This window comes from Duganella callida (assembly GCF_004614165.1).
In the GTDB taxonomy this organism is placed as follows: Bacteria; Pseudomonadota; Gammaproteobacteria; order Burkholderiales; family Burkholderiaceae_D; genus Rugamonas; species Rugamonas callida.
Genome location: NZ_SPVG01000007.1, coordinates 23,911 through 42,404 on the forward strand (window position 1 = coordinate 23,911; position 18,494 = coordinate 42,404).

The 18,494-nt window shown below is 62.0% G+C and carries 17 protein-coding genes; 7 read left to right on the top strand and 10 right to left on the bottom strand.

Going from position 1 to position 18,494, the window contains the following annotated elements:
• From E4L98_RS00685 to tyrS, 3 genes are read right to left on the bottom strand one after another with little or no spacing between them, the layout of a single operon-like run.
• The gene (locus tag E4L98_RS00685; RefSeq protein ID WP_135199642.1) at positions 1 to 654 is read right to left on the bottom strand and encodes a YbhB/YbcL family Raf kinase inhibitor-like protein; all 654 of its coding nucleotides are present in this window, start codon (positions 652 to 654) and stop codon (positions 1 to 3) included.
• A gap of 1 nt (position 655) precedes the next feature.
• Positions 656 to 1,102: a D-aminoacyl-tRNA deacylase gene (gene dtd, locus E4L98_RS00690; protein ID WP_135199643.1), complete on the bottom strand. Its 447-nt coding sequence runs from the start codon at positions 1,100 to 1,102 to the stop codon at positions 656 to 658.
• The gene (gene tyrS / locus E4L98_RS00695; protein ID WP_135199644.1) at positions 1,099 to 2,355 is read right to left on the bottom strand and encodes a tyrosine--tRNA ligase; all 1,257 of its coding nucleotides are present in this window, start codon (positions 2,353 to 2,355) and stop codon (positions 1,099 to 1,101) included. The genes dtd and tyrS overlap by 4 nt, the downstream gene beginning before the upstream one ends.
• 158 nt (positions 2,356 to 2,513) lie before the next feature.
• Here tyrS and E4L98_RS00700 point away from each other — a divergent pair, with 158 nt between their 5' ends.
• On the top strand, positions 2,514 to 3,908 hold the full coding sequence (locus E4L98_RS00700; protein ID WP_135199645.1) for a M23 family metallopeptidase: 1,395 nt from the start codon (positions 2,514 to 2,516) through the stop codon (positions 3,906 to 3,908).
• A 98-nt stretch (positions 3,909 to 4,006) separates the two neighbouring features.
• Complete coding sequence (locus tag E4L98_RS00705) at positions 4,007 to 5,101, top strand: anhydro-N-acetylmuramic acid kinase (protein ID WP_135199646.1); 1,095 nt, start codon at positions 4,007 to 4,009, stop codon at positions 5,099 to 5,101.
• Between the two features lie 63 nt (positions 5,102 to 5,164).
• Here E4L98_RS00705 and erpA read toward each other — a convergent pair whose 3' ends face one another.
• From erpA to E4L98_RS00730, 5 genes are all read right to left on the bottom strand, one after another.
• Entirely contained in the window at positions 5,165 to 5,515 is a 351-nt protein-coding gene (erpA, locus tag E4L98_RS00710) for an iron-sulfur cluster insertion protein ErpA (RefSeq protein ID WP_135199647.1), read from the bottom strand.
• Positions 5,516 to 5,626: 111 nt separating this feature from the next.
• Entirely contained in the window at positions 5,627 to 6,664 is a 1,038-nt protein-coding gene (argC, locus tag E4L98_RS00715) for an N-acetyl-gamma-glutamyl-phosphate reductase (protein WP_135199648.1), read from the bottom strand.
• A gap of 154 nt (positions 6,665 to 6,818) precedes the next feature.
• Positions 6,819 to 7,211 carry a 30S ribosomal protein S9 gene (rpsI, locus tag E4L98_RS00720; protein ID WP_135199649.1) on the bottom strand — a complete coding sequence of 131 codons (393 nt, stop codon included), beginning with the start codon at positions 7,209 to 7,211 and terminating at the stop codon, positions 6,819 to 6,821.
• A 9-nt stretch (positions 7,212 to 7,220) separates the two neighbouring features.
• Complete coding sequence (gene rplM, locus E4L98_RS00725) at positions 7,221 to 7,649, bottom strand: 50S ribosomal protein L13 (RefSeq protein ID WP_135199650.1); 429 nt, start codon at positions 7,647 to 7,649, stop codon at positions 7,221 to 7,223.
• A 133-nt stretch (positions 7,650 to 7,782) separates the two neighbouring features.
• Entirely contained in the window at positions 7,783 to 9,972 is a 2,190-nt protein-coding gene (locus E4L98_RS00730) for an NHL repeat-containing protein (protein WP_135199651.1), read from the bottom strand.
• Between the two features lie 140 nt (positions 9,973 to 10,112).
• Here E4L98_RS00730 and E4L98_RS00735 point away from each other — a divergent pair, with 140 nt between their 5' ends.
• Positions 10,113 to 10,535 (top strand): OsmC family protein, encoded by a 423-nt coding sequence (locus E4L98_RS00735; protein WP_135199658.1) that lies wholly within the window; start codon positions 10,113 to 10,115, stop codon positions 10,533 to 10,535.
• A gap of 23 nt (positions 10,536 to 10,558) precedes the next feature.
• On the opposite strand, the gene coq7 is transcribed toward E4L98_RS00735, so the two are convergent.
• Positions 10,559 to 11,200 carry a 2-polyprenyl-3-methyl-6-methoxy-1,4-benzoquinone monooxygenase gene (gene coq7 / locus E4L98_RS00740; protein ID WP_135199652.1) on the bottom strand — a complete coding sequence of 214 codons (642 nt, stop codon included), beginning with the start codon at positions 11,198 to 11,200 and terminating at the stop codon, positions 10,559 to 10,561.
• A gap of 51 nt (positions 11,201 to 11,251) precedes the next feature.
• A complete protein-coding gene (locus tag E4L98_RS00745; protein ID WP_135199653.1) occupies positions 11,252 to 11,686 on the bottom strand; it encodes a hypothetical protein in 435 nt (144 codons plus the stop codon).
• 108 nt (positions 11,687 to 11,794) lie between these two features.
• On the opposite strand from E4L98_RS00745, the gene E4L98_RS00750 reads away from it, so the two are divergent.
• From E4L98_RS00750 to E4L98_RS00765, 4 genes are all read left to right on the top strand, one after another.
• Positions 11,795 to 12,574: an ABC transporter ATP-binding protein gene (locus tag E4L98_RS00750; RefSeq protein ID WP_135199654.1), complete on the top strand. Its 780-nt coding sequence runs from the start codon at positions 11,795 to 11,797 to the stop codon at positions 12,572 to 12,574.
• Between the two features lie 3 nt (positions 12,575 to 12,577).
• Positions 12,578 to 13,774: an ABC transporter permease gene (locus E4L98_RS00755; RefSeq protein WP_135199655.1), complete on the top strand. Its 1,197-nt coding sequence runs from the start codon at positions 12,578 to 12,580 to the stop codon at positions 13,772 to 13,774.
• 171 nt (positions 13,775 to 13,945) lie between these two features.
• Positions 13,946 to 14,839, top strand: coding sequence for an ABC transporter ATP-binding protein (locus E4L98_RS00760; protein WP_135199656.1), 894 nt, complete (start codon positions 13,946 to 13,948; stop codon positions 14,837 to 14,839).
• Positions 14,840 to 14,848: 9 nt separating this feature from the next.
• Positions 14,849 to 18,439, top strand: a complete 3,591-nt coding sequence (locus tag E4L98_RS00765; RefSeq protein ID WP_135199657.1) for an ABC transporter permease/M1 family aminopeptidase — start codon at positions 14,849 to 14,851, stop codon at positions 18,437 to 18,439.
• The last annotated feature ends 55 nt before the right edge of the window (positions 18,440 to 18,494 follow it).

The following is an 18,494-nucleotide window of genomic DNA, read 5'->3' on the forward strand; positions in this document are numbered from 1 at the left end:
CTATCGTGTATGCGGCTGACGGATCAGCGCGGGATTCAGTGTATAAGTCGCGATCAGCTGCGCTTCATCGACGATATGGCCGTGAATGGCGTTGAGTACGTCCGCGCAGCCGAAGCGCGCCGGCACCGCCAGACGCGGTACATCGAGCGCATAGATGCGAAAAATATAATGGTGCACGCGCTCATCGTTCCATGGCGGACAGGGACCATCATACCCGTAGTAGTCGCCGGACATGGCCAGGTCTGCCGAAAACCAGCCATGGTAATCGTTCAGGCCCTGACGCAGTGGCACGCCGTCCAGTGTCGTGGTCGGCCCCGGCTTGCCGCGCACGCTGACGCCGTCGGACAGCGCGCCCTCGGCGATGGCCGCCATCGACGGCGGAATGTCGATCAGGCTCCAGTGGAAAAAATCGCCGCGCGGCATGGCGGCCGGCAGCGTGTACCCCTCACGGTTGACGTTGCCCGCGTCGAGCGGCGCGTCGCCGTCGATGCACAGCAGGGCCAGCGACGCCACGCCGGCCGGCACCTCGCTCCAGCTCAGCTGCGGATTGCGGTTGGCGGACAGCGCCACCTTGCCCTGCGCATCCAGCGCCGCCAGGGCGCAGTCGGCCGGGATGACGCCACCATTGCGGAAACTGTCGCTGGAGAGCTTCATCTTATTTGGGGCTGGTCTGCAGCCAGAAGGTGACGGGACCGTCGTTGGTCAGGCTGACTTTCATGTCGGCGCCGAACTGGCCGGTCTGCACCGTCGGATGCTTCAGGCGCGCCCGCTCGACAAAGTAAGAAAACAGCCGCAGCCCATCGGCCGGCGCCGCGGCCGGCGTGAACGAGGGCCGCGTGCCGGATTTGGTATCGGCCGCCAGCGTGAATTGCGGCACCAGCAGCAGTCCGCCGTTGACGTCTGTCACGCTGCGGTTCATCTTGCCCGCCTCGTCGGCGAACACGCGGTAACCGAGCAGCTTTGCCAGCAGCATATCCGCCTCCTTTTCCGTGTCGTTGCGTTCGGCGCAGACCAGCACCATCAGACCGGCGTCGATGGCGCCTACCGTCGCGCCATCGACCACCACGCTGGCGCTGCTGACGCGTTGCAGCAGCGCGATCATGCGGACAGGGTCACGCGCGCGAACTTGCGCTTGCCGACCTGCAGCACAAAGGTGCCGGCCTGCACCTGCAGACCTTTGTCGCTCAGCACGGTGCCATCCAGGCGCACGCCGCCCTGCTCCACCATGCGCATCGCTTCCGAGGTCGAGGCGCACAGGCCGGCCTGCTTCAGCAGCTGGGCGATGCCGGTCGGCGCGCCGCTCAGCGCGACTTCCGGCACATCGTCCGGAATGCCGCCTTTCGAGCGGTTGACGAAGTCGGCCAGCGCGTCCTCGGCCGCCTGCTGCGAGTGGAAGCGCGCCACGATCTCCTGGGCGATCGCGACTTTCGCGTCGCGCGGGTTGCGGCCGCCGGCCACTTCGGCTTTCAGCGCCGCCACATCGGCGATCGAGCGGAACGACAGCAGATCGTAATACTTCCACATCATCTCGTCGGAAATGCTCATGATCTTGGCGAACATGGTATTGCCGGGTTCGGTGATGCCGATGTAATTGTTCTTCGACTTGGACATTTTTTCCACGCCGTCCAAACCTTCCAGCAGAGGCATGGTCAAAATGCATTGAGGCTCCTGACCGTAATCCTTTTGCAGTTCGCGGCCGACCAGCAGGTTGAATTTCTGATCGGTGCCGCCCAGTTCCAGGTCCGACTTCAGCGCCACCGAGTCGTAGCCCTGCATCAGCGGGTAGAGAAATTCGTGGACAGCGATCGGCGTGCCGTTTTTAAAGCGCTTGGTGAAATCGTCGCGCTCCATCATGCGCGCCACGGTGTAGCGCGAGGCCAGCTGGATCATGCCGCGCGCGCCCAGCGGGTCGCACCATTCGGAGTTGTAGCGGATTTCGGTCTTGGACGGATCCAGCACCAGCGAAGCTTGTTTGAAGTAAGTCTGGGCGTTCTGCTCGACCTGCTCGCGGGTCAGCGGCGGACGGGTGGCATTGCGGCCGGATGGATCGCCGATCATGGAGGTGAAGTCGCCGATCAAGAAAATCACCTGATGGCCCAGATCCTGCAGCTGGCGCATCTTGTTCAGCACCACGGTATGGCCCAGGTGCAGATCCGGCGCGGTCGGGTCCAGGCCCAGCTTGATGCGCAGCGGGGTGCCGGATTTTTCCGAGCGCGCCAGCTTTTGCGCGAATTCGCTTTCAATCAGCAGCTCGTCGACACCGCGTTTGGTGATCGCAAGTGCCTCTTGTACGTTGTCGGATAACGGCAACGCTTCTTTAGAGGGGGCCGCGGGTGTCGAAGAGGAGGTAGTCATGATTTTTTAAACGGTTTTTTCAAAAAAAGGTGGGCAGCTCCAGGAGTTTGCTATAATCCCCGATCCATCAATCTTGCCGTACGAAAACGAACAACACGAAGAATTAGAAGAAATAAAACGTTCCTGAATAGTTCAAGCGGCAAATTTTAACTGATTGCATGAACCAAATACACAAAATCACGAGCTCACGCTTGTTCAATTTGCTAGGTTCTACGCGAAAGGCGCGCATCATCAGCGCGTCGGCTTTGTTTCTCGCAGTCTGTGCTTTCGGCGCCGCCGGTGTAGCTCCCCTTGCTCCCGACGCATCCGATTTGCCGGTCAAAACTGTCCAGGAAGCCGTGGTCGTCCCCGACCTCTCCGCGCAGATCAACACGCTGGAACAGCAGTCCTCCAACGCCCAATTCATCCACGAAGAACGCATCCGCGCCGGCGACACGCTGGCCACGCTGCTGACCCGTCTCGGCGTCGACGATGACGCGGCTGAAACCTTCATCAAAAAAGACAAGGTTGCCAAAGGCGTCATGCAGCTGAAAGCGGGCAAGCGCGTGCAGGCGCAGACCGATGAGGAAGGCAATCTGCAGTGGCTGCGCGCCACCGTGGTCGACGGCAAGGACGATCCAGTCACCAATATTAAGATCACCCGCAAGGGCGATAGTTTCGTCGCCAGCGCGGAACCGGCCAAGCTGGAACGCCGCGTGGAAATGCACGCGCGTACCATCACCTCGACGCTGTATGCGGCCACCGACTCCAGCGAAGACGGCGCCAAGCTGCCGGACACCATCGTCAAGCAGATCATTGAAATGTTCTCGACCAACGTCGACTTCCGCGGCGACTTGAAGCGCGGCGACAGTTTCAACGTGGTCTATGAGACGTTCTGGCAGGATGGCGAATTCGTGCGCGCCGGCCGCGTGCTGGCCGGTGAACTGACCAACCGCGGCACGACGTATCAGTCGGTGTGGTTTGAAGATCCGCAGAGCAAGCAAGGCGGCGGTTACTACAGCTACGACGGCAAATCGCTGAAGAAGGCGTTCCTCAAGTCGCCGGTGGAATTCTCGCGTATTTCCTCGGGCTTCTCGATGCGCGTGCACCCGATCTCGGGCCAGTGGAAGCAGCACAAGGGCATCGACTTCCCGGCCCCGACCGGCACGCCGATCCGCGCGGCAGGTGATGGCGTGATCGACTTCGCCGGCACCATGAATGGCTACGGCAACTTCGTCACCATCAAGCACTGGAGCAACTACACCACTGCTTACGCGCACATGAGCCGCTTCGCGCCTGGCCTGAAAAAAGGCAGCAAGGTGTCGCAGGGTGACGTGATCGGCTACGTCGGCACCACCGGCTGGTCCACCGGCGCCCACCTGCACTACGAATTCCGTGTCGGCGGCGAAGCCAAAGACCCGAGCAAGATGAACGTACAAGCGCAGGCGCCTTTGACCGCTGCCGAAATGAGCCGCTTCAAAGTCTATTCGAACGACATGATGCACCGCTTCGCCCTGCTCCGTCCGGCCGGGTCCGGAGGCAGTACGCGCGTCGCGCAAGTCGCGCAAAAATAAGTTGGACAGAACAGGCCGCATCGTCGGCCTGTTTTTTTATTATCATGCGCCTCTGAGATGATTTATTCCGTGCGACAGCACACACACATGAGGTGGCTATGACTTTGTACATCGGCTTAATGTCGGGCACCAGCCTGGACGGCGTGGACGGCGCGCTGGCGCAGTTCGACGGCGACCAGATCACCACCATCGCCTCCGCCTACATCGCCTTCCCGCCCACGCTGCGCGCCGAGCTGATGGCCCTGCAGGCGGCCGGCGACAACGAAATCGAACGCGAAGCGCTGGCCGCCAATCAGCTGGCGCAGCACTATGCGCAATGCGTGGCCGAACTGCTGCGCGAATCGGGCCGTGCGCCCGAAGACATCCGCGCCGTGGCCGTGCATGGCCAGACCATCCGCCACCGCCCCGAACTGGGCTTCACGCGCCAGACCAACAATCCGGCCTTGCTGGCCGAGCTGTGCGGCATCGACGTGATCGCCGACTTCCGCAGCCGCGACGTCGCCGCCGGCGGCCAGGGCGCGCCGCTGGTGCCGGCCTTCCATGCGGCCCTGTTCGGCAAGGCCGGGCAGCCGCGCGTCGTGGCCAACATCGGCGGCATCGCCAACATCAGCGTGCTGAGCGACGATGGCGTGACCGGCTTCGACACCGGTCCCGGCAACGTGTTGCTGGACGGCTGGATCGGCCGTCACCGCCGCCAGGAATACGACGCCGACGGCGCCTGGTCGGCCAGCGGCAAGCTGATCCCGGAACTGCTGCTGGAACTGCTGCAGGAACCGTATCTGGCGCTGCCGGCGCCCAAGAGCACGGGACGCGACCTGTTCCACCTCGACTGGCTGGACGGCCATCTGCAGGCTTACAGCCACCTGGCGCCGCAGGACGTGCAGCGCACGCTAGTCCAATACACGGCCGTGACGCTGGCGGATGCGATCAGGCAGCATGGCGCCGGCGCAGACGCCGTCTACGTCTGCGGCGGCGGCGCGTACAACAGCGTGTTGATGGATGCGCTGGCGGCGGAACTGGGCAAGCAGGTGCTGGTGGCGTCCACGCAAGCACTGGGCGTCGCCCCCAACCGCGTGGAAGCGCTGGCGTTCGCCTGGCTGGGCTACCGTCACAGCGAGCGCCTGGCGGGCAACCTGCCCGCCGTCACCGGCGCCCAGGGCGATCGCATCCTCGGCGCCCTCTATCCGCGCTAGGTGTCCACTTTAAAAATAAAAAAAGGCGGCCCGCAGGCCGCCGTTTTCAAGGGAAATCCGAACTTATACCGAGAACGAAGAACCGCAGCCGCAGGTCGAGGTGGCCTGCGGGTTCTTGATCACGAACTGGGCGCCTTCCAGGTCGTCCTTGTAATCGATTTCCGCGCCAACCAGGTACTGGTAGCTCATCGAATCGATCAGCAGCTGGACGCCGTTCTTGACCATGGTGGTGTCGTCTTCATTGACGATTTCGTCGAAGGTGAAACCATACTGGAAGCCGGAGCAGCCACCGCCCTGCACGAATACGCGCAGTTTCAGGTCTGGATTGCCTTCTTCCTCGATCAGTTGGGCCACTTTTTCAGCAGCGCTATCGGTGAAGATGATAGGCGCTGGCATTTCAGCAACAGCATTCATTTCTAACTCCTACGAGAAAACAATTGAAGGCCATTATAGACCGGGGGCGTTTTTTCTGCTCCGCCCAGCTTCAAATTTGGCGATAAACCACAAAAAATCAAGTGCTTCAGATCAAGGCAGCAGTGCAATCTGGGTCAGGCCGGTGGTTTCTTCCAGGCCAAACATCAGATTCATGCACTGTACCGCCTGGCCGGAGGCACCCTTGACCAGATTGTCCTGCACCACCAGCACGATCACGGTGTCGCCGTTGTCCGGACGATGCAGCGCCAGGCGCAGCATGTTGGAACCGCGCGTCGAGCGGGTTTCTGGATGCGAACCGAACGGCATCACGTCGACGAAGGCGCTGTCCCGGTACTGCTCTTCGAACAAGGCTTGCAGTTCGTCGTTGCTGATGTCCTTGGTCAGGCGGCCGTACAGGGTCGAGTGCATGCCGCGGATCATCGGCACCAGGTGCGGCGTGAAGATCAGGCCGACCTTGTCGGAAGTGAAACGTTGCAGCTGCGCCGAGGTCTCAGGGGTGTGACGGTGGCCGGCCACGCCGTAGGCCTTGAAGTTGTCCGACGCTTCCGAGAACAGGGTGCCGATTTCCGCCTTGCGGCCGGCGCCCGAGACGCCCGATTTGCAGTCGGCGATCAGCGAACCGGCATCGATCACGCCAGCCTTCAGCAGCGGATAGAAGCCCAGCTGCATGGTGGTCGGGTAGCAGCCCGGATTGGCGACCAGCTGGGCTTTCCGGATGTCTTCACGGTTCAGCTCGGCCAAACCGTAGGCCGCCTGTTCCAACAGGTCCGGGCAGGTGTGTTCGATTTTGTACCATTTTTCGAAGACGGCTTTTTCCTTGATGCGGAAGTCGGCCGCCAGGTCGATCACCTTGACGCCCGCCTTCAGCAGCTCGGGCGCCTGGGCCATGGCGACGCCGTGCGGGGTGGCGAAGAACACCACGTCGCACTGGGTCAGGTCGGCGTTTTCCGGCGACGAGAATTTCAGGTTCACGCGGCCACGCAGCGATGGGAACATGTCAGCCACTGGCAAGCCGTCCTCTTTGCGCGAGGTGATTGCCGTCAGTTCCACATCCGGGTGGACTGCCAACAAACGCAGCAGTTCTACCCCGGTATAACCGGTGCCGCCGACGATGCCAACTTTGATCATTTTTGTTCCTTAAAGTATGCGTGGAAAAGGGAGAGTCATTTTATCAGCCATGCGCTACCGCCGCATGACAGTACCAGATAGCAAAAAAGCCGCCCGGCACAGGCCGGCGGCTTTTTCGGTGATGCGCTGCAGGCAGCGCACCAGAGCGTAACGATTAACGCTTCGAGAATTGCTTTGCGCGACGTGCTTTGCGCAGACCAACTTTTTTACGTTCAACTTCACGCGCATCACGGGTGACGAAGCCGGCACGTGCCAGATCGCCCTTCAGTGCTGCATCGTAGTCGATCAGGGCGCGGGTGATGCCGTGACGCACAGCACCTGCCTGGCCCGACTCACCGCCGCCGTGGACGTTGACTTTGATGTCGAAACGCTCAACGTTGCCGGTCAGTTCCAGCGGTTGACGAATAACCATCAGGCCGGTTTCGCGCGAGAAGTACTCAGCCGCTGGCTTGCCGTTAACGATGATTTGGCCGGTGCCCGATTTGATGAACACGCGAGCCACTGCACTCTTGCGACGTCCGGTGCCGTAGTTGTAGTTACCGATCATGTCAGTTCCTTAGATTTCGAGTGCTTTAGGTTGCTGAGCAGCGTGCGGGTGCGAACCTTCGGCGTACACTTTCAGCTTCTTGATCATGGCGTAGCCCAGAGGACCTTTAGGCAGCATGCCCTTGACAGCCTTCTCCAGAGCGCGACCTGGGAAACGCTGTTGCATTTTCAGGAAGTTGGTCTCGTAGATGCCGCCTGGGTAGCCCGAGTGACGGTAGTAGGTCTTCTCGGTGGCTTTGGTGCCGGTCACGCGCAGTTTGCCTGCGTTAACGACCACGATGTAGTCGCCGGTGTCGACGTGAGGGGTGAACTCTGGCTTATGCTTGCCGCGCAGTCGGAGTGCCACTTCGCTGGCAACACGTCCGAGGACTTTGTCCGTCGCGTCAATCACGAACCAGTCGCGCTGGACTTCATGTCCTTTAGCGGAAAAAGTTTTCATGTGATGACTTTCTAAATTAGAAATTACCGCTCAAATGGTGGTTCCGCTAAACGCTTCAGCGGACTCGGCCTTTTTATTTACTTTCCTGAGCGAATGGAAAGCCGACTATTCTAACCGGCTAACGCTCAAGGCGTCAAGCGGCAATCCGCTCGGGAACCGCTGGCGCGGTCGGATAACTGAAAACATTGACCACATTGAAAGTCGTGTCCGGCACATACAGGCGGCCGCGGTCGGCGTAGATAAAGTACGGCATCCACACGCCGCCGGCGTCCGGGTATTTCTTGAACACCGACGCGCCGGCCACGTAGCTCAGCCGATCCCCCTCGATGCGGAACATCTTCAGGGCGCGGTTGACCAGGTCGTTGACGAACAACAGGTCGCCATCGATGCAGACGCTGGCCGGCAGCATGAATTTTTCGTAGTCGGTATCGACGTTGTCGCAGTAGCCCAGCTGGCCGTAGCTCCACAGGCTCTGCCCCTGGCGGTCGAACACGCGCAGGCAGTTGTTGAACTGGTCGCAGACGAACAGGCGGTCCTGGGCGTCGACCGCGATGTCGCAGGGCGTGAACGTGTCGCTGTCCTGCCAGTGGAAATTCTTCACGAAGCGGACGTAGCCGGTCGGCTGGATCTGCCACATCGAAATCCGGTTGTTCAGCGAATCGGCGATGTAGATCTCGCCATGGCCGTTGACGGCGATGCCCTGCGGCGCCTTCAACGTGCCGTCGCCGCCCAGACCCTCGCGGCCGAACGGCAGGCCGTAATTGATCAGGAAACCGGCCGGGCTGAACTGGTACATCGACACCGTGCAGGTATTGAAATTGGTGACGAAGACCAGCGGCGTGCCCGGGCACAGCTGGCCCAGCGGCGCCGTTTGCGGGTAATAGACTTCCATCGCCAGGTCGCCCGGCACGAAGAAGCCGCGCATCAGGTCCTGCAGCTGGTGGTAGGGATCGGCGTCGGTGTTGAAGGTCTTCATGCACCAGTTGCCGGAATCGATGTTCAGCGACACGCCGCCCACGCGCGCCAGCGGATCGATCCCGGTCAGCAGGCGCCACTGGTCGTACCAGTATTGATACATGCGGTTGCCGGCCATGGCCCATTGCTCCACCCAGTTGCCGGAAGTGGGCGCGCGCGGCGGCGCGCGGCGCCGGGTATCGACGCCGATCACCGCCGTCATGCAATTGAATTGCGAGGTGCGGCGGCGGCGTTCCTGATCGTCGCGGCGGTGGCCGACTGCTTCGATCAGCAGCGCATCCTCCTCGCCGCGCTGACGCGGGATGCGCGCCTTGATCACGCGCGAGGCGAACGGCTCGCTGATGAAATACACATCGGGCTCGCCCTCGGCGGCGCAGATCTGGTAGGGACCGACGAATACCAGGTCTTCCAGCGCGCCGTAGACAAAATCGGACAGCGAATGCACCGGCTCCAGACCGTGGTTCCACAACGGCAGCAAACCGTTGACCACGGTTTCCAGTTTGCCGTTCAGGTCGTAGACGGCGATGGCGTTTTCGATATGGCCCGGCACCATCACGCGATCGCCGACCACGCACACCGAACGCATCACGTTAAACTTGCCGATGCCGGTGGGCTTGCCGTGCTGATGCAGCAGCACCGTGTCGTGCGGCGCCTGCACCACACCGTCGACGATGGGCCAGGCGGTGCTGATCTTGAGCACTTCGTAAAAGCCGGTGTTGGCCAGATAGAGATTGCCCTTGGTGTCACTGGCCAGTCCTTGCGGCCACAGCAGCTGGTGCTTGACGCCGGGGCCACTCACATAACGGAACTGGGCAACGAACTTGCCATCCAGCGTGAACTTGACGCAGCGGCTGGCCAGGTCGTCGTCGGTGTGGAAGAACTCGTCGCAGACATAGAGGTAGTCGTTACCGTCCTGCTCCTTCACCACCGTGATGCCGTTGGGATCGGACAACGGCAGATAGCTGTCGTCGCCTTCACCGAAAATGAAATCGGTCCACACCTCATACTCGTCGTAGGCGAAAGCCACCACGCGGCCGTGGCCCATGTCGGTGCAGTACATGATCTGGTGGGTAGGATGCGGATGCACATGAAACGGCATCAACAGCCGCGGCGCCTGCGGCGCATGTTCGCCCGGCCCTTCGACCACGTGCAGCAAAGTGGACAGGTCGGCGGAGAACACCAGCACCCGGCTGTTGCCGGTATCGCAGACCCACAGCCGGCCGTAATTATCGGCATGCACGCCGACCGGCGAGTTGAGGGTGAAATCGTCGGCCAACCTGCCGGTGGGCGTGCTGCCGGGCAAAGTAAGATCGCCGTACGAACAAAGATATTGCATAGCTTGACTCATCGGACCGCTCCTTGAGGTTGCTCAATACAACGAGGGAATTATCCCGTTGCTGCACTGCAGCGGCAAGTAAAAAAACCTCATGCAAGTCAATCTGGACAGAGTCCTTTACAATATGGGCAACGATTTTTACGGAGAGTATGATGGAGTGCAAAGTCAGCTGGAACGGCCCGTCGGGCATGAGTTTCTTGGCCCAGACCGGTTCTGGCCATCTGGTCACGATGGATGGCGCGCCGGAAGGCGGCGGCCACAACCTGGCGCCGCGGCCGATGGAAATGGTGCTGCTGGGCACCGGCGGCTGCACGGCCTACGACGTGGTACTGATCCTGAAGCGCGGCCGCGCCGACATCCGTGGCTGCGAGTGCACGCTGAAGGCGGAGCGTGCCGACAGCGATCCAAAAGTCTTCACCAAGATCAACTTCCACTTCACCGTCACCGGCAAAGGGTTGAAACCGGAAGCGGTGGAACGCGCGATCACCCTGTCGCACGACAAATACTGCTCGGCCTCCATCATGCTGGCCAAGACCGCCGAAATCACCCACTCGTTCGAGATCGTCGAAGCGTAGAAGATCGGGGTCAGAGCCGACATTTAGATGTAGTAGGCGCTGCTGGTCATGAGCTTGCCCATGGCCGACATCAGGTGCTGCACCGGCGCCGGCATGTCGGCCGCGCCAAGACGCTGGGCGGCGGCGCCGTGCTCGATTTCATCGATGCGCATCTGGTCGACGATGGCGCGCGACTTGGCGTCCTGCGCCGGCAGTTTGTCCAGGTGGCTGGCCAGGTGGGCTTCGACCTGGCGCTCGGTTTCCACCACGAAGGCCAGGCTGCGCGCATCGCCCAGCAAGGCCGCTACCGTGCCCAGCGCATACGCGCCGGCGTAGAACAGCGGGTTCAGCACGCTGATGTGGGAGTTCAGTTCTTCCAGGCGCTGCGCAGTCCAGGCCAGATGGTCTTCTTCTTCACGGCTGGAATGCTCGAATTGCTGGCGGATGGCGTCCGTCCTGGCGAAGCGCGCCTGGGCGTTGTACAGCGCCTGGGCGCACACCTCGCCCACGTGGTTGACGCGCATCAGGCCGGCCGCATGGCGTTGTTCCGCATCGCTCATGTCCGCATCGGCCGCATGCGTCGCCGGGTTCGGTCGCGACGAGGTCGCCACGCCGGTGACGACGCGCAGGGCCTTGTCGGCGCTGGCAATAAAACGGTCCAATGGGTTGTGGTGGTAGGCGGCCATGGTGTGCAGACTCTTATTCGATGGAAAGTCTCATTATAAAGGGCGCACGCTTTATTGCGCGTCTGCCTCCTCACGCAGCACGCGCTGGCGTTCGATGTAGTCGGCCACCGGGCCGCGCACGTCGATTTTGGAGATGTCCTTGGCCACGCCCAGGTTCAGTCCCAGCAGGAAGGGGATGTTTTCCACCGGCACGTCGGTGCAGCACTGTTCGAACGCTTTCAGGAAGCGTCTCGACTCCACCACTTTCACCACCTTTTCTCCGCTCATGTATTGCAGGATGCTGGTGATGCTGTGGCCCTTGCCGATGGTCTGGTAGATGAAGCGGTTGTAGTCGCGGTCCAGCTGTTTGAAGTCCAGCTGGTCCTTGGTCATCAGGCTGGACAGGTAATACAGCCCCAGCGCCACGCGGAAAAATCCGGTGGCTTCCTCGCGGTCCAGGCCCATCTGCGTGACGGCCCGGATTTTCTCCTGTATCTGTTGGTTCATCTTGTTTGCTCCCGTACGCGACTATAACAAGAGTTTATGCAGCCGGTAGCTTGCGTGTCGGAATTTCAACATGCTACTCTTGAAACTTTTCAACCTTGGGACATGGCGATGATCGAGGTAAGGAATCTGGCCAAGCGCTTCCGCCTGCCCACGCGCGGCGGCAGGACGCCGTTGGCGCGCGATCCCCGCGATCACGACGGCTGGTTCCACGCGGTGCGCGATGTGCATTTCCATTGCGGTCCCGGCGAGGTGCTGGGCTTGCTCGGCCCCAACGGCGCCGGCAAGACCACCACGCTGCGCCTGCTGTCGACCGCGCTGAAACCCGACGCCGGCAGCATCCACGCCAACGGCGCCGACCTGCTGGCCGATCCGCTGTATGCGCGCCGCCACATCGGTTTTCTGTCCGGCAGCACCGGGCTGTACGGACGGCTGACCGCGCGCGAGAACATCGAATACTTCGGCCGTCTGCACGGCATGACGCCGGCCCGCCTGCAGCGCCGCTGCGACGAGCTGTTCGATCTGCTGCAAATGCACCAGTTCGCCCACAAGCGCGCCGATCAGTTGTCCACCGGCATGAAGCAGCGCTGTTCCATCGCCCGCACCGTGGTGCACGAGCCGCAGATCGTCATTCTGGACGAGCCGACCACCGGCCTCGACGTCATGTCCGCCAAGGTGCTGCTCGATTTTATCGCCAGCTATAAGGCGATGGGTGTCCCGCTGATTTTCTCCACCCATCACCTGCACGAGGTGGAAAAGCTGTGTGACCGCGTCTGTATCATCAACCACGGCCGCACCGTGTTCCACGGCGGCATGGACCAGCTGCGCCTGCAGGGCGGCAGCGCCGATCTGTACGACGCCTTTGTCGGCATCGTCAACCGGGAGCCCTGAGCCGTGTGGACCATCTATCGGAAGGAACTGCTGGAGTTGATGCGCGACCGCCGCACGTTTTTCTTCACGGTGTTCATCCCGGTGTTCGCGATGCCGATGATTTTCGCCGGCTTCGGCTATCTGTCGACCAGCATGTTTCGCCAGGCCAGCCAGGCCGGCATGCCCTACGCCGTGTTCGGCAAGGAACACGCGCCGCAACTGGCCGCACGCTTCGCCAGCGAAAAAGACTTTCATGAGGTCATGCTGGACAGCCCCGAGCAGATCCGCCACGCCATCGCCGCCGGTCGCATCAAGTTTGCACTGGTGATCCCGCCCGGCCTTGCCGACCGGCTGGCCGGGCAGCAGCAGGCCGTGATCCAGCTGCACTACAACAGCGCCGCCACCGTCGACCTGACCCGCAAGCGCGTGATGGCGGTGATCGGCGCCCAGAACCGCGAATTGCGCGAGCATGCGCTGTCCGCCCTCAACCTGAGCAAGCGGCAACTGGCCTACGTGCTCGATCCGATCACGCTGGAAGACCACTCCACCGCCGACAAGCGCGAGCAGATGGGCGCGGTCATCGGCGGCATGCTGCCCTACGTGCTGCTGATGGTGTGCCTGATGGCGGCCATGTACCCGGCGATCGACACCGGTGCCGGCGAAAAGGAACGCGGCACGCTGGAAACCCTGTTGCTGGCACCGGTCTCGCGCAGCGCCATCGTGGCGGCCAAGTTCCTGGTGCTGTTCACCATCGGCCTGACTTCGGCGCTGCTGATGATCGTCAGCGTCGGCCTGCTGCTGCGCTACTTCGGCGCGCTGGTCGGCGGCGACCTGGTGCTGATGCTGCGCGCCATCGGCCCGCTGGACGCGGCCATGGTGGCGCTGATGCTGGCGCCGACCGCCGCCATCTTCGCCTCGGTGCTGCTGTCGATCTCGATCTATGCCCGAAGTTACAAGGAAGCGGCCGGCCTGATTTCGCCGCTGATCATCGTCACCATCCTGCCGACGCTGGTGGCGCTGCTGCCCGGCGTCGAGCTGAACTGGCGCTGGGCCATGGTGCCGCTGACCAATGTGTCGCTGGCAATGAAGGAACTGGTCAAAGGCACCATGGACTACCGCATGTTTTCCGTGATATTACTGTCAACAACCCTGACTGCCGGCCTGCTGCTGGCCCTGTGCCGCTGGTGGTTCAACCGCGAGCAGGTTTTGTTCAGGAATTGAATAAGTTGTCTATTCAACCATGCCCAACCCATTGCGGCCTGTTCCGCCTTTTCTGCACTCTGGCGCACCGTTTCCCCCGCCCATCGCAATGGCGCCACCACACTGGAGCAAATTCAATACAATGCCATCATGTGAAAAGAGTATGGCCGTGCAGAAATGTCAGGAGTTAGTATGGAATTGAGCATCAGAAACTTGTCTAAAACCTACGCCAATGGCGTGGTCGCTTTGGACAATATTTCCCTCACCATCCCGACCGGGATGTTCGGTTTGCTGGGCCCGAATGGCGCCGGCAAGTCGACGCTGATGCGCACCCTGGCCACCCTGCAGGAATGCGATTCCGGCGCGGTATTCTTCGGCGACCTGGACGTGCTGGATGAGAAGGATGAATTGCGCCGTCTGCTCGGCTATCTGCCGCAGGACTTCGGCGTGTATCCGAAAGTGACCGCTTACGAACTCCTCGACCATTTTGCCGTGCTGAAGGGGCTGAGCAACCGCAACCGCCGGCGCGAGGTGGTTGACGGCCTTCTGCAGCAGACCAATCTGTTCGAGGTGCGCCATCAGCGCCTGGGCGGCTTTTCTGGCGGCATGCGCCAGCGTTTCGGCATCGCCCAGGCCCTGCTCGGCGATCCGAAACTGATCATCGTCGACGAGCCGACCGCCGGCCTCGATCCACAGGAGCGCGTGCGCTTCCACAACCTGCTGTCCGACATCGGCGAGGACAAGACCGTGATCCTGTCCACCCACATCGTCAGCGACGTGGCTGACCTGTGCGCCAACATGGCCATCATCAACAAGGGCCATTTGCTGCTGTGCGGCCCGACCCAGGAACTGATCCACGAGGTCAGCGACAAGATCTGGGCCCGCTTCATCGACAAGCGCGACCTGCAATCGTTCCAGCTGCGCCATCCGGTGATCTCGTCGCGCCTGCTGTCGGGCCGCACCCTGATCCACGTCTACAGCGAAACCGATCCCGGCGACGGCTTCGAGGAAGCGCTGGGCGACCTCGAGGATGTTTACTTCGCCACCATCGCCGGCCGCCACCGCGCCGCGAACTCCTGCGATTAAGGGCCGATCATGTTGGCCATCGCCCTTTTTGAAGCGCGCCAGCGCCTCAAGCTGCTCTCGACCTGGGTGTACTTCGCCGGCTTCCTGGCGCTGACCATGCTGTGGATGGCCGCCGCCGGCGGCTATTTCAAAGGCGCCTCGGTCAGTTTCGGCAGCCAGCTGATCGACTCGCCGCGCTCGCTGATGTTCACCACCAGCTTCCTCGGCTCGCTGGGCGTGATCGTGATCGCCGCCATGATGGGGCGCTCGGTGCAGCAGGATTTCGAGTACGACATGCAGCACTTCTTCTTCAGTGCCCCGATCAGCAAGTTCCAGTACATGTTCGGCCGCTTCATCGGCGCCTACCTGACGCTGGCGGTGATCTTCACCAGCATTTTGCTCGGCGCCTGGCTCGGCAGCTTCATCCCCGGCATCGAGCCCGAGCGTCTGGCCCATCCGGACGCGCTGGCTTATCTGATTCCCTACCTGATCGTCATCCTGCCCAACATCTTCATCTTTGGCGCCGTGTTCTTCATCCTGGCCGCGCTGACGCGGCGCATGCTGCCGGTCTACATCAGCAGCGTGGTGATGCTGATCGGCTACATGGTGGCGCCCGGCCTGGCGCGCGACCTCGACTACAAAACCTTCGCCGCGCTGATCGACCCGTTCGGCACCACCGCCGTGCTGCGCGTGACCGAGTACTGGCCCATCATCGAACGCAACACCCGCATGTTCTGGCCGGAAGGCGTGTACCTGCTGAACCGCGTGATCTGGGCCTCGGCGGCGCTGGTCGGCCTGCTGGTCGGTTACTGGCGCTTCCACTTCATCGCCACCAGCGACAGCGGCCATGGCCGCAAGAGCAGCACCAGCACCGGCGAAGGCGAGCTGCCGCAGCACCTGTCGGCCACCTCCACCAACACCCAGGAAACCCCGGACTTCAAGTCGCGCCGCCTGTGCTGGCTGCTGGTGCGCATGAGCTGGCTGAACCTGCGTGAAACCACCAAGAACATCTATTTCCTGGTGATCGTGCTGGCCGGCGTGCTGACCATGTTCGCCAGCTCGCTGGACATGGGCTCGCTGTGGGGCACCAATACCTATCCGGTAACTTACCTGGTGCTGGACGTGGTCAGCGAAACCTTCGCGCTGTTCATGATGGTGATCACCACCTTCTACGCCGGTGAGCTGGTCTGGCGCGAGCGCGAGGCGCGCATGGCGCAGATGCTCGACGCGCTGCCGATCCCGAGCTGGCTGCCGCTGCTGTCCAAGCTGTTCGCGCTGATCGGCCTGCAGGCGCTGCTGATGCTGGTGGTGATGCTGACCGGCATGGCGATCCAGATCTTCAAGGGCTACTTCATGCTGGAGCCGGGGCTGTACCTGCACCAGCTGTTCCTGGTCCACATGCCGTACTACATCCTGATCGCGGTGCTGTCGATCGCCATGCAGGTGATCATCAACCAGCGCTACATCGCCTACTTCGCGATGATCGTGTACTACGTCATCAGCCTCACCGCGCCGAATGCCGGCTTCGACAACCCGCTGCTGATTTACGCCAACACGCCGCACATCATCTACTCGGCGATGAACGGCTACGGCCACTTCCTGCTGCGCGAGCGCTGGTACGACGCCTACTGGGGCGGCGCGGCGGTGCTGCTGACCGTGGCCTCGCTGCTGTTCTGGGACCGCGGCACCAACGACGGCTGGCGCCAGCGCCTGCAACTGGCGCGCCACGCGCTGACCGTGCCGGTGCTGGGCACCATCGCCATCGGCTTGCTGATCTTCGCCGGCGCCGGCGGCGTGCTGTTCTACAATCAGCAGGTGGCCAACCACTACAAGTCGGCCTATGACAAGGAAACCGACAAGGCGCAATACGAAACCAGGTACAAGCAATATGCGGCGCTGCCGCAGCCGCGCATCACCGACGTCAAACTGAGCGTGGAGATCCTGCCGGAACAGCGCACGCTGGTGGTCAAGGGACGCTACCAGCTGATCAACAAGACCGCGCAGCCGGTGACCGACATCATCGTCAGCCAGGACAACACCGTCTCGCACTACGGCGTGCGTTTCAGCCAGGAGGTGCGCAACGGCCTGCAGGACCGCGACCGGGGCTTCTACACCTACAAGCTGTCCCAGCCGCTGGCGCCGGGGGCGCGGATGACGATGGAGTTCGATATCGGCTACGCGCCGGGCGGCATCTTCGGCCTGGGCCAGGACACGCCGGTGATTGCCAACGGCACCTTCTTCAACAACAGCGTGATGCCGCGCATCGGCTACCAGCAGGACTGGGAATTGAACGACGCGCGCGACCGCCGCAAGCACCGGCTGCCGGCACGCGAGCGCATGCTGCCGCGCGACGACGCCGGCGGCCTGGCCAACAACTTCGCCGGCAACGACGCCGACTGGATCAGCTTCGATGCCACCGTCGGCACCAGCGCCGACCAGACCGCGATCGCGCCAGGCATGCTGGTCAAGGACTGGATGAGCAAAGGGCGCCGCTACTTCCATTACAAGGCGGAGCAGCCGATGCTGAACATGTACGCCTTCCAGTCGGCACGCTACCTGGTCAAGCGCGACTGGTGGCAGGACGTCGGCATCGAGCTGTACTACCATCCCGGCCATGAGTACAACCTCGAGCGCATGGACAAGGGCATCAAGGAATCGCTGGATTACTACAGCAAAAACTTCGGCCCGTATCAGCACAAACTGGTGCGCATCGTCGAATTCCCGCGCTACGCGCAGTTCGCGCAATCGTATCCGAACACCATCCCGTATTCCGAGTCGGTGGGCTTCATCGCCAAGGTCAACGACAAGAATCCGAAAGACCTGGACTACCCGTTCTACGTCACCGCGCACGAAGTGGCGCACCAGTGGTGGGGCCACCAGTTGGTCGGCGGCTACACGCGCGGCAGCACCGTGCTGAGCGAAACGCTGGCGGAATACTCGGCGCTGATGGTGATGAAGAAAAACTTCGGGCCCAACAAGATGCGTCGCTTCCTGCGATACGACCTCGACCGCTACCTGCTCGGCCGCGCGCTGGAGCGCAAAAAGGAACTGCCGCTGGCGGACAATGAAAATCAGGACTACATCCAGTACCACAAGGGCAGCCTGGCAATGTACCAGCTGCAGGACCTCCTGGGCGAAGACCAAGTCAACGCCGCACTGAAAGACGTGCTGACGCAATACGGCCGCACGGCGGGCGCGCCGTATCCGAGCGTTACGGTATTGGTTGACGCGTTGCGCAAGATCACGCCGGCCGGCCAGGCCTACCTGATCGACGACCTGTTCAACCACATCGTCCTGTACGAAAACCACGCCGTTGCCGCCAGCGCGCGCAAGCTGAACGACGGCCGTTACGAAGTCAGCTTCGTAGTCAGCGCCGCCAAGGCACGCGCCAGCGAACAGGGCGAAGAAAAAGACGTGGCGCTACAAGACTGGATCGACATCGGCGTCGACGACAAGGATGGCAACGCCCTGCTGCGCGAGCGCAAGCTGATCGACCAGAAGGAAAACCATTACACGGTGATCGTCAGCGGCCGGCCGGCCAGAGCCGGCATCGACCCCGACAACAAACTGATCGACCGCAAGCCGGACGACAACATGATCAACGTCGAGCTGCAGCAATAATCCGGGGTCAGGTCTTCCATTGCGTCACGGGCTCTGCCGTAGCGGCCGCTACGGC

Excerpts from the sequence above, each read along its gene's own strand:
- E4L98_RS00685 (WP_135199642.1), bottom strand. The coding sequence starts at position 654 with ATGAAGCTCTCCAGCGACAGTTTCCGCAATGGTGGCGTCATCCCGGCC.
- dtd (WP_135199643.1), bottom strand. The coding sequence starts at position 1,102 with ATGATCGCGCTGCTGCAACGCGTCAGCAGCGCCAGCGTGGTGGTCGAT.
- tyrS (WP_135199644.1), bottom strand. The coding sequence starts at position 2,355 with ATGACTACCTCCTCTTCGACACCCGCGGCCCCCTCTAAAGAAGCGTTG.
- E4L98_RS00700 (WP_135199645.1), top strand. The coding sequence starts at position 2,514 with ATGAACCAAATACACAAAATCACGAGCTCACGCTTGTTCAATTTGCTA.
- E4L98_RS00705 (WP_135199646.1), top strand. The coding sequence starts at position 4,007 with ATGACTTTGTACATCGGCTTAATGTCGGGCACCAGCCTGGACGGCGTG.
- erpA (WP_135199647.1), bottom strand. The coding sequence starts at position 5,515 with ATGAATGCTGTTGCTGAAATGCCAGCGCCTATCATCTTCACCGATAGC.
- argC (WP_135199648.1), bottom strand. The coding sequence starts at position 6,664 with ATGATCAAAGTTGGCATCGTCGGCGGCACCGGTTATACCGGGGTAGAA.
- rpsI (WP_135199649.1), bottom strand. The coding sequence starts at position 7,211 with ATGATCGGTAACTACAACTACGGCACCGGACGTCGCAAGAGTGCAGTG.
- rplM (WP_135199650.1), bottom strand. The coding sequence starts at position 7,649 with ATGAAAACTTTTTCCGCTAAAGGACATGAAGTCCAGCGCGACTGGTTC.
- E4L98_RS00730 (WP_135199651.1), bottom strand. The coding sequence starts at position 9,972 with ATGAGTCAAGCTATGCAATATCTTTGTTCGTACGGCGATCTTACTTTG.
- E4L98_RS00735 (WP_135199658.1), top strand. The coding sequence starts at position 10,113 with ATGGAGTGCAAAGTCAGCTGGAACGGCCCGTCGGGCATGAGTTTCTTG.
- coq7 (WP_135199652.1), bottom strand. The coding sequence starts at position 11,200 with ATGGCCGCCTACCACCACAACCCATTGGACCGTTTTATTGCCAGCGCC.
- E4L98_RS00745 (WP_135199653.1), bottom strand. The coding sequence starts at position 11,686 with ATGAACCAACAGATACAGGAGAAAATCCGGGCCGTCACGCAGATGGGC.
- E4L98_RS00750 (WP_135199654.1), top strand. The coding sequence starts at position 11,795 with ATGATCGAGGTAAGGAATCTGGCCAAGCGCTTCCGCCTGCCCACGCGC.
- E4L98_RS00760 (WP_135199656.1), top strand. The coding sequence starts at position 13,946 with ATGGAATTGAGCATCAGAAACTTGTCTAAAACCTACGCCAATGGCGTG.
- E4L98_RS00765 (WP_135199657.1), top strand. The coding sequence starts at position 14,849 with ATGTTGGCCATCGCCCTTTTTGAAGCGCGCCAGCGCCTCAAGCTGCTC.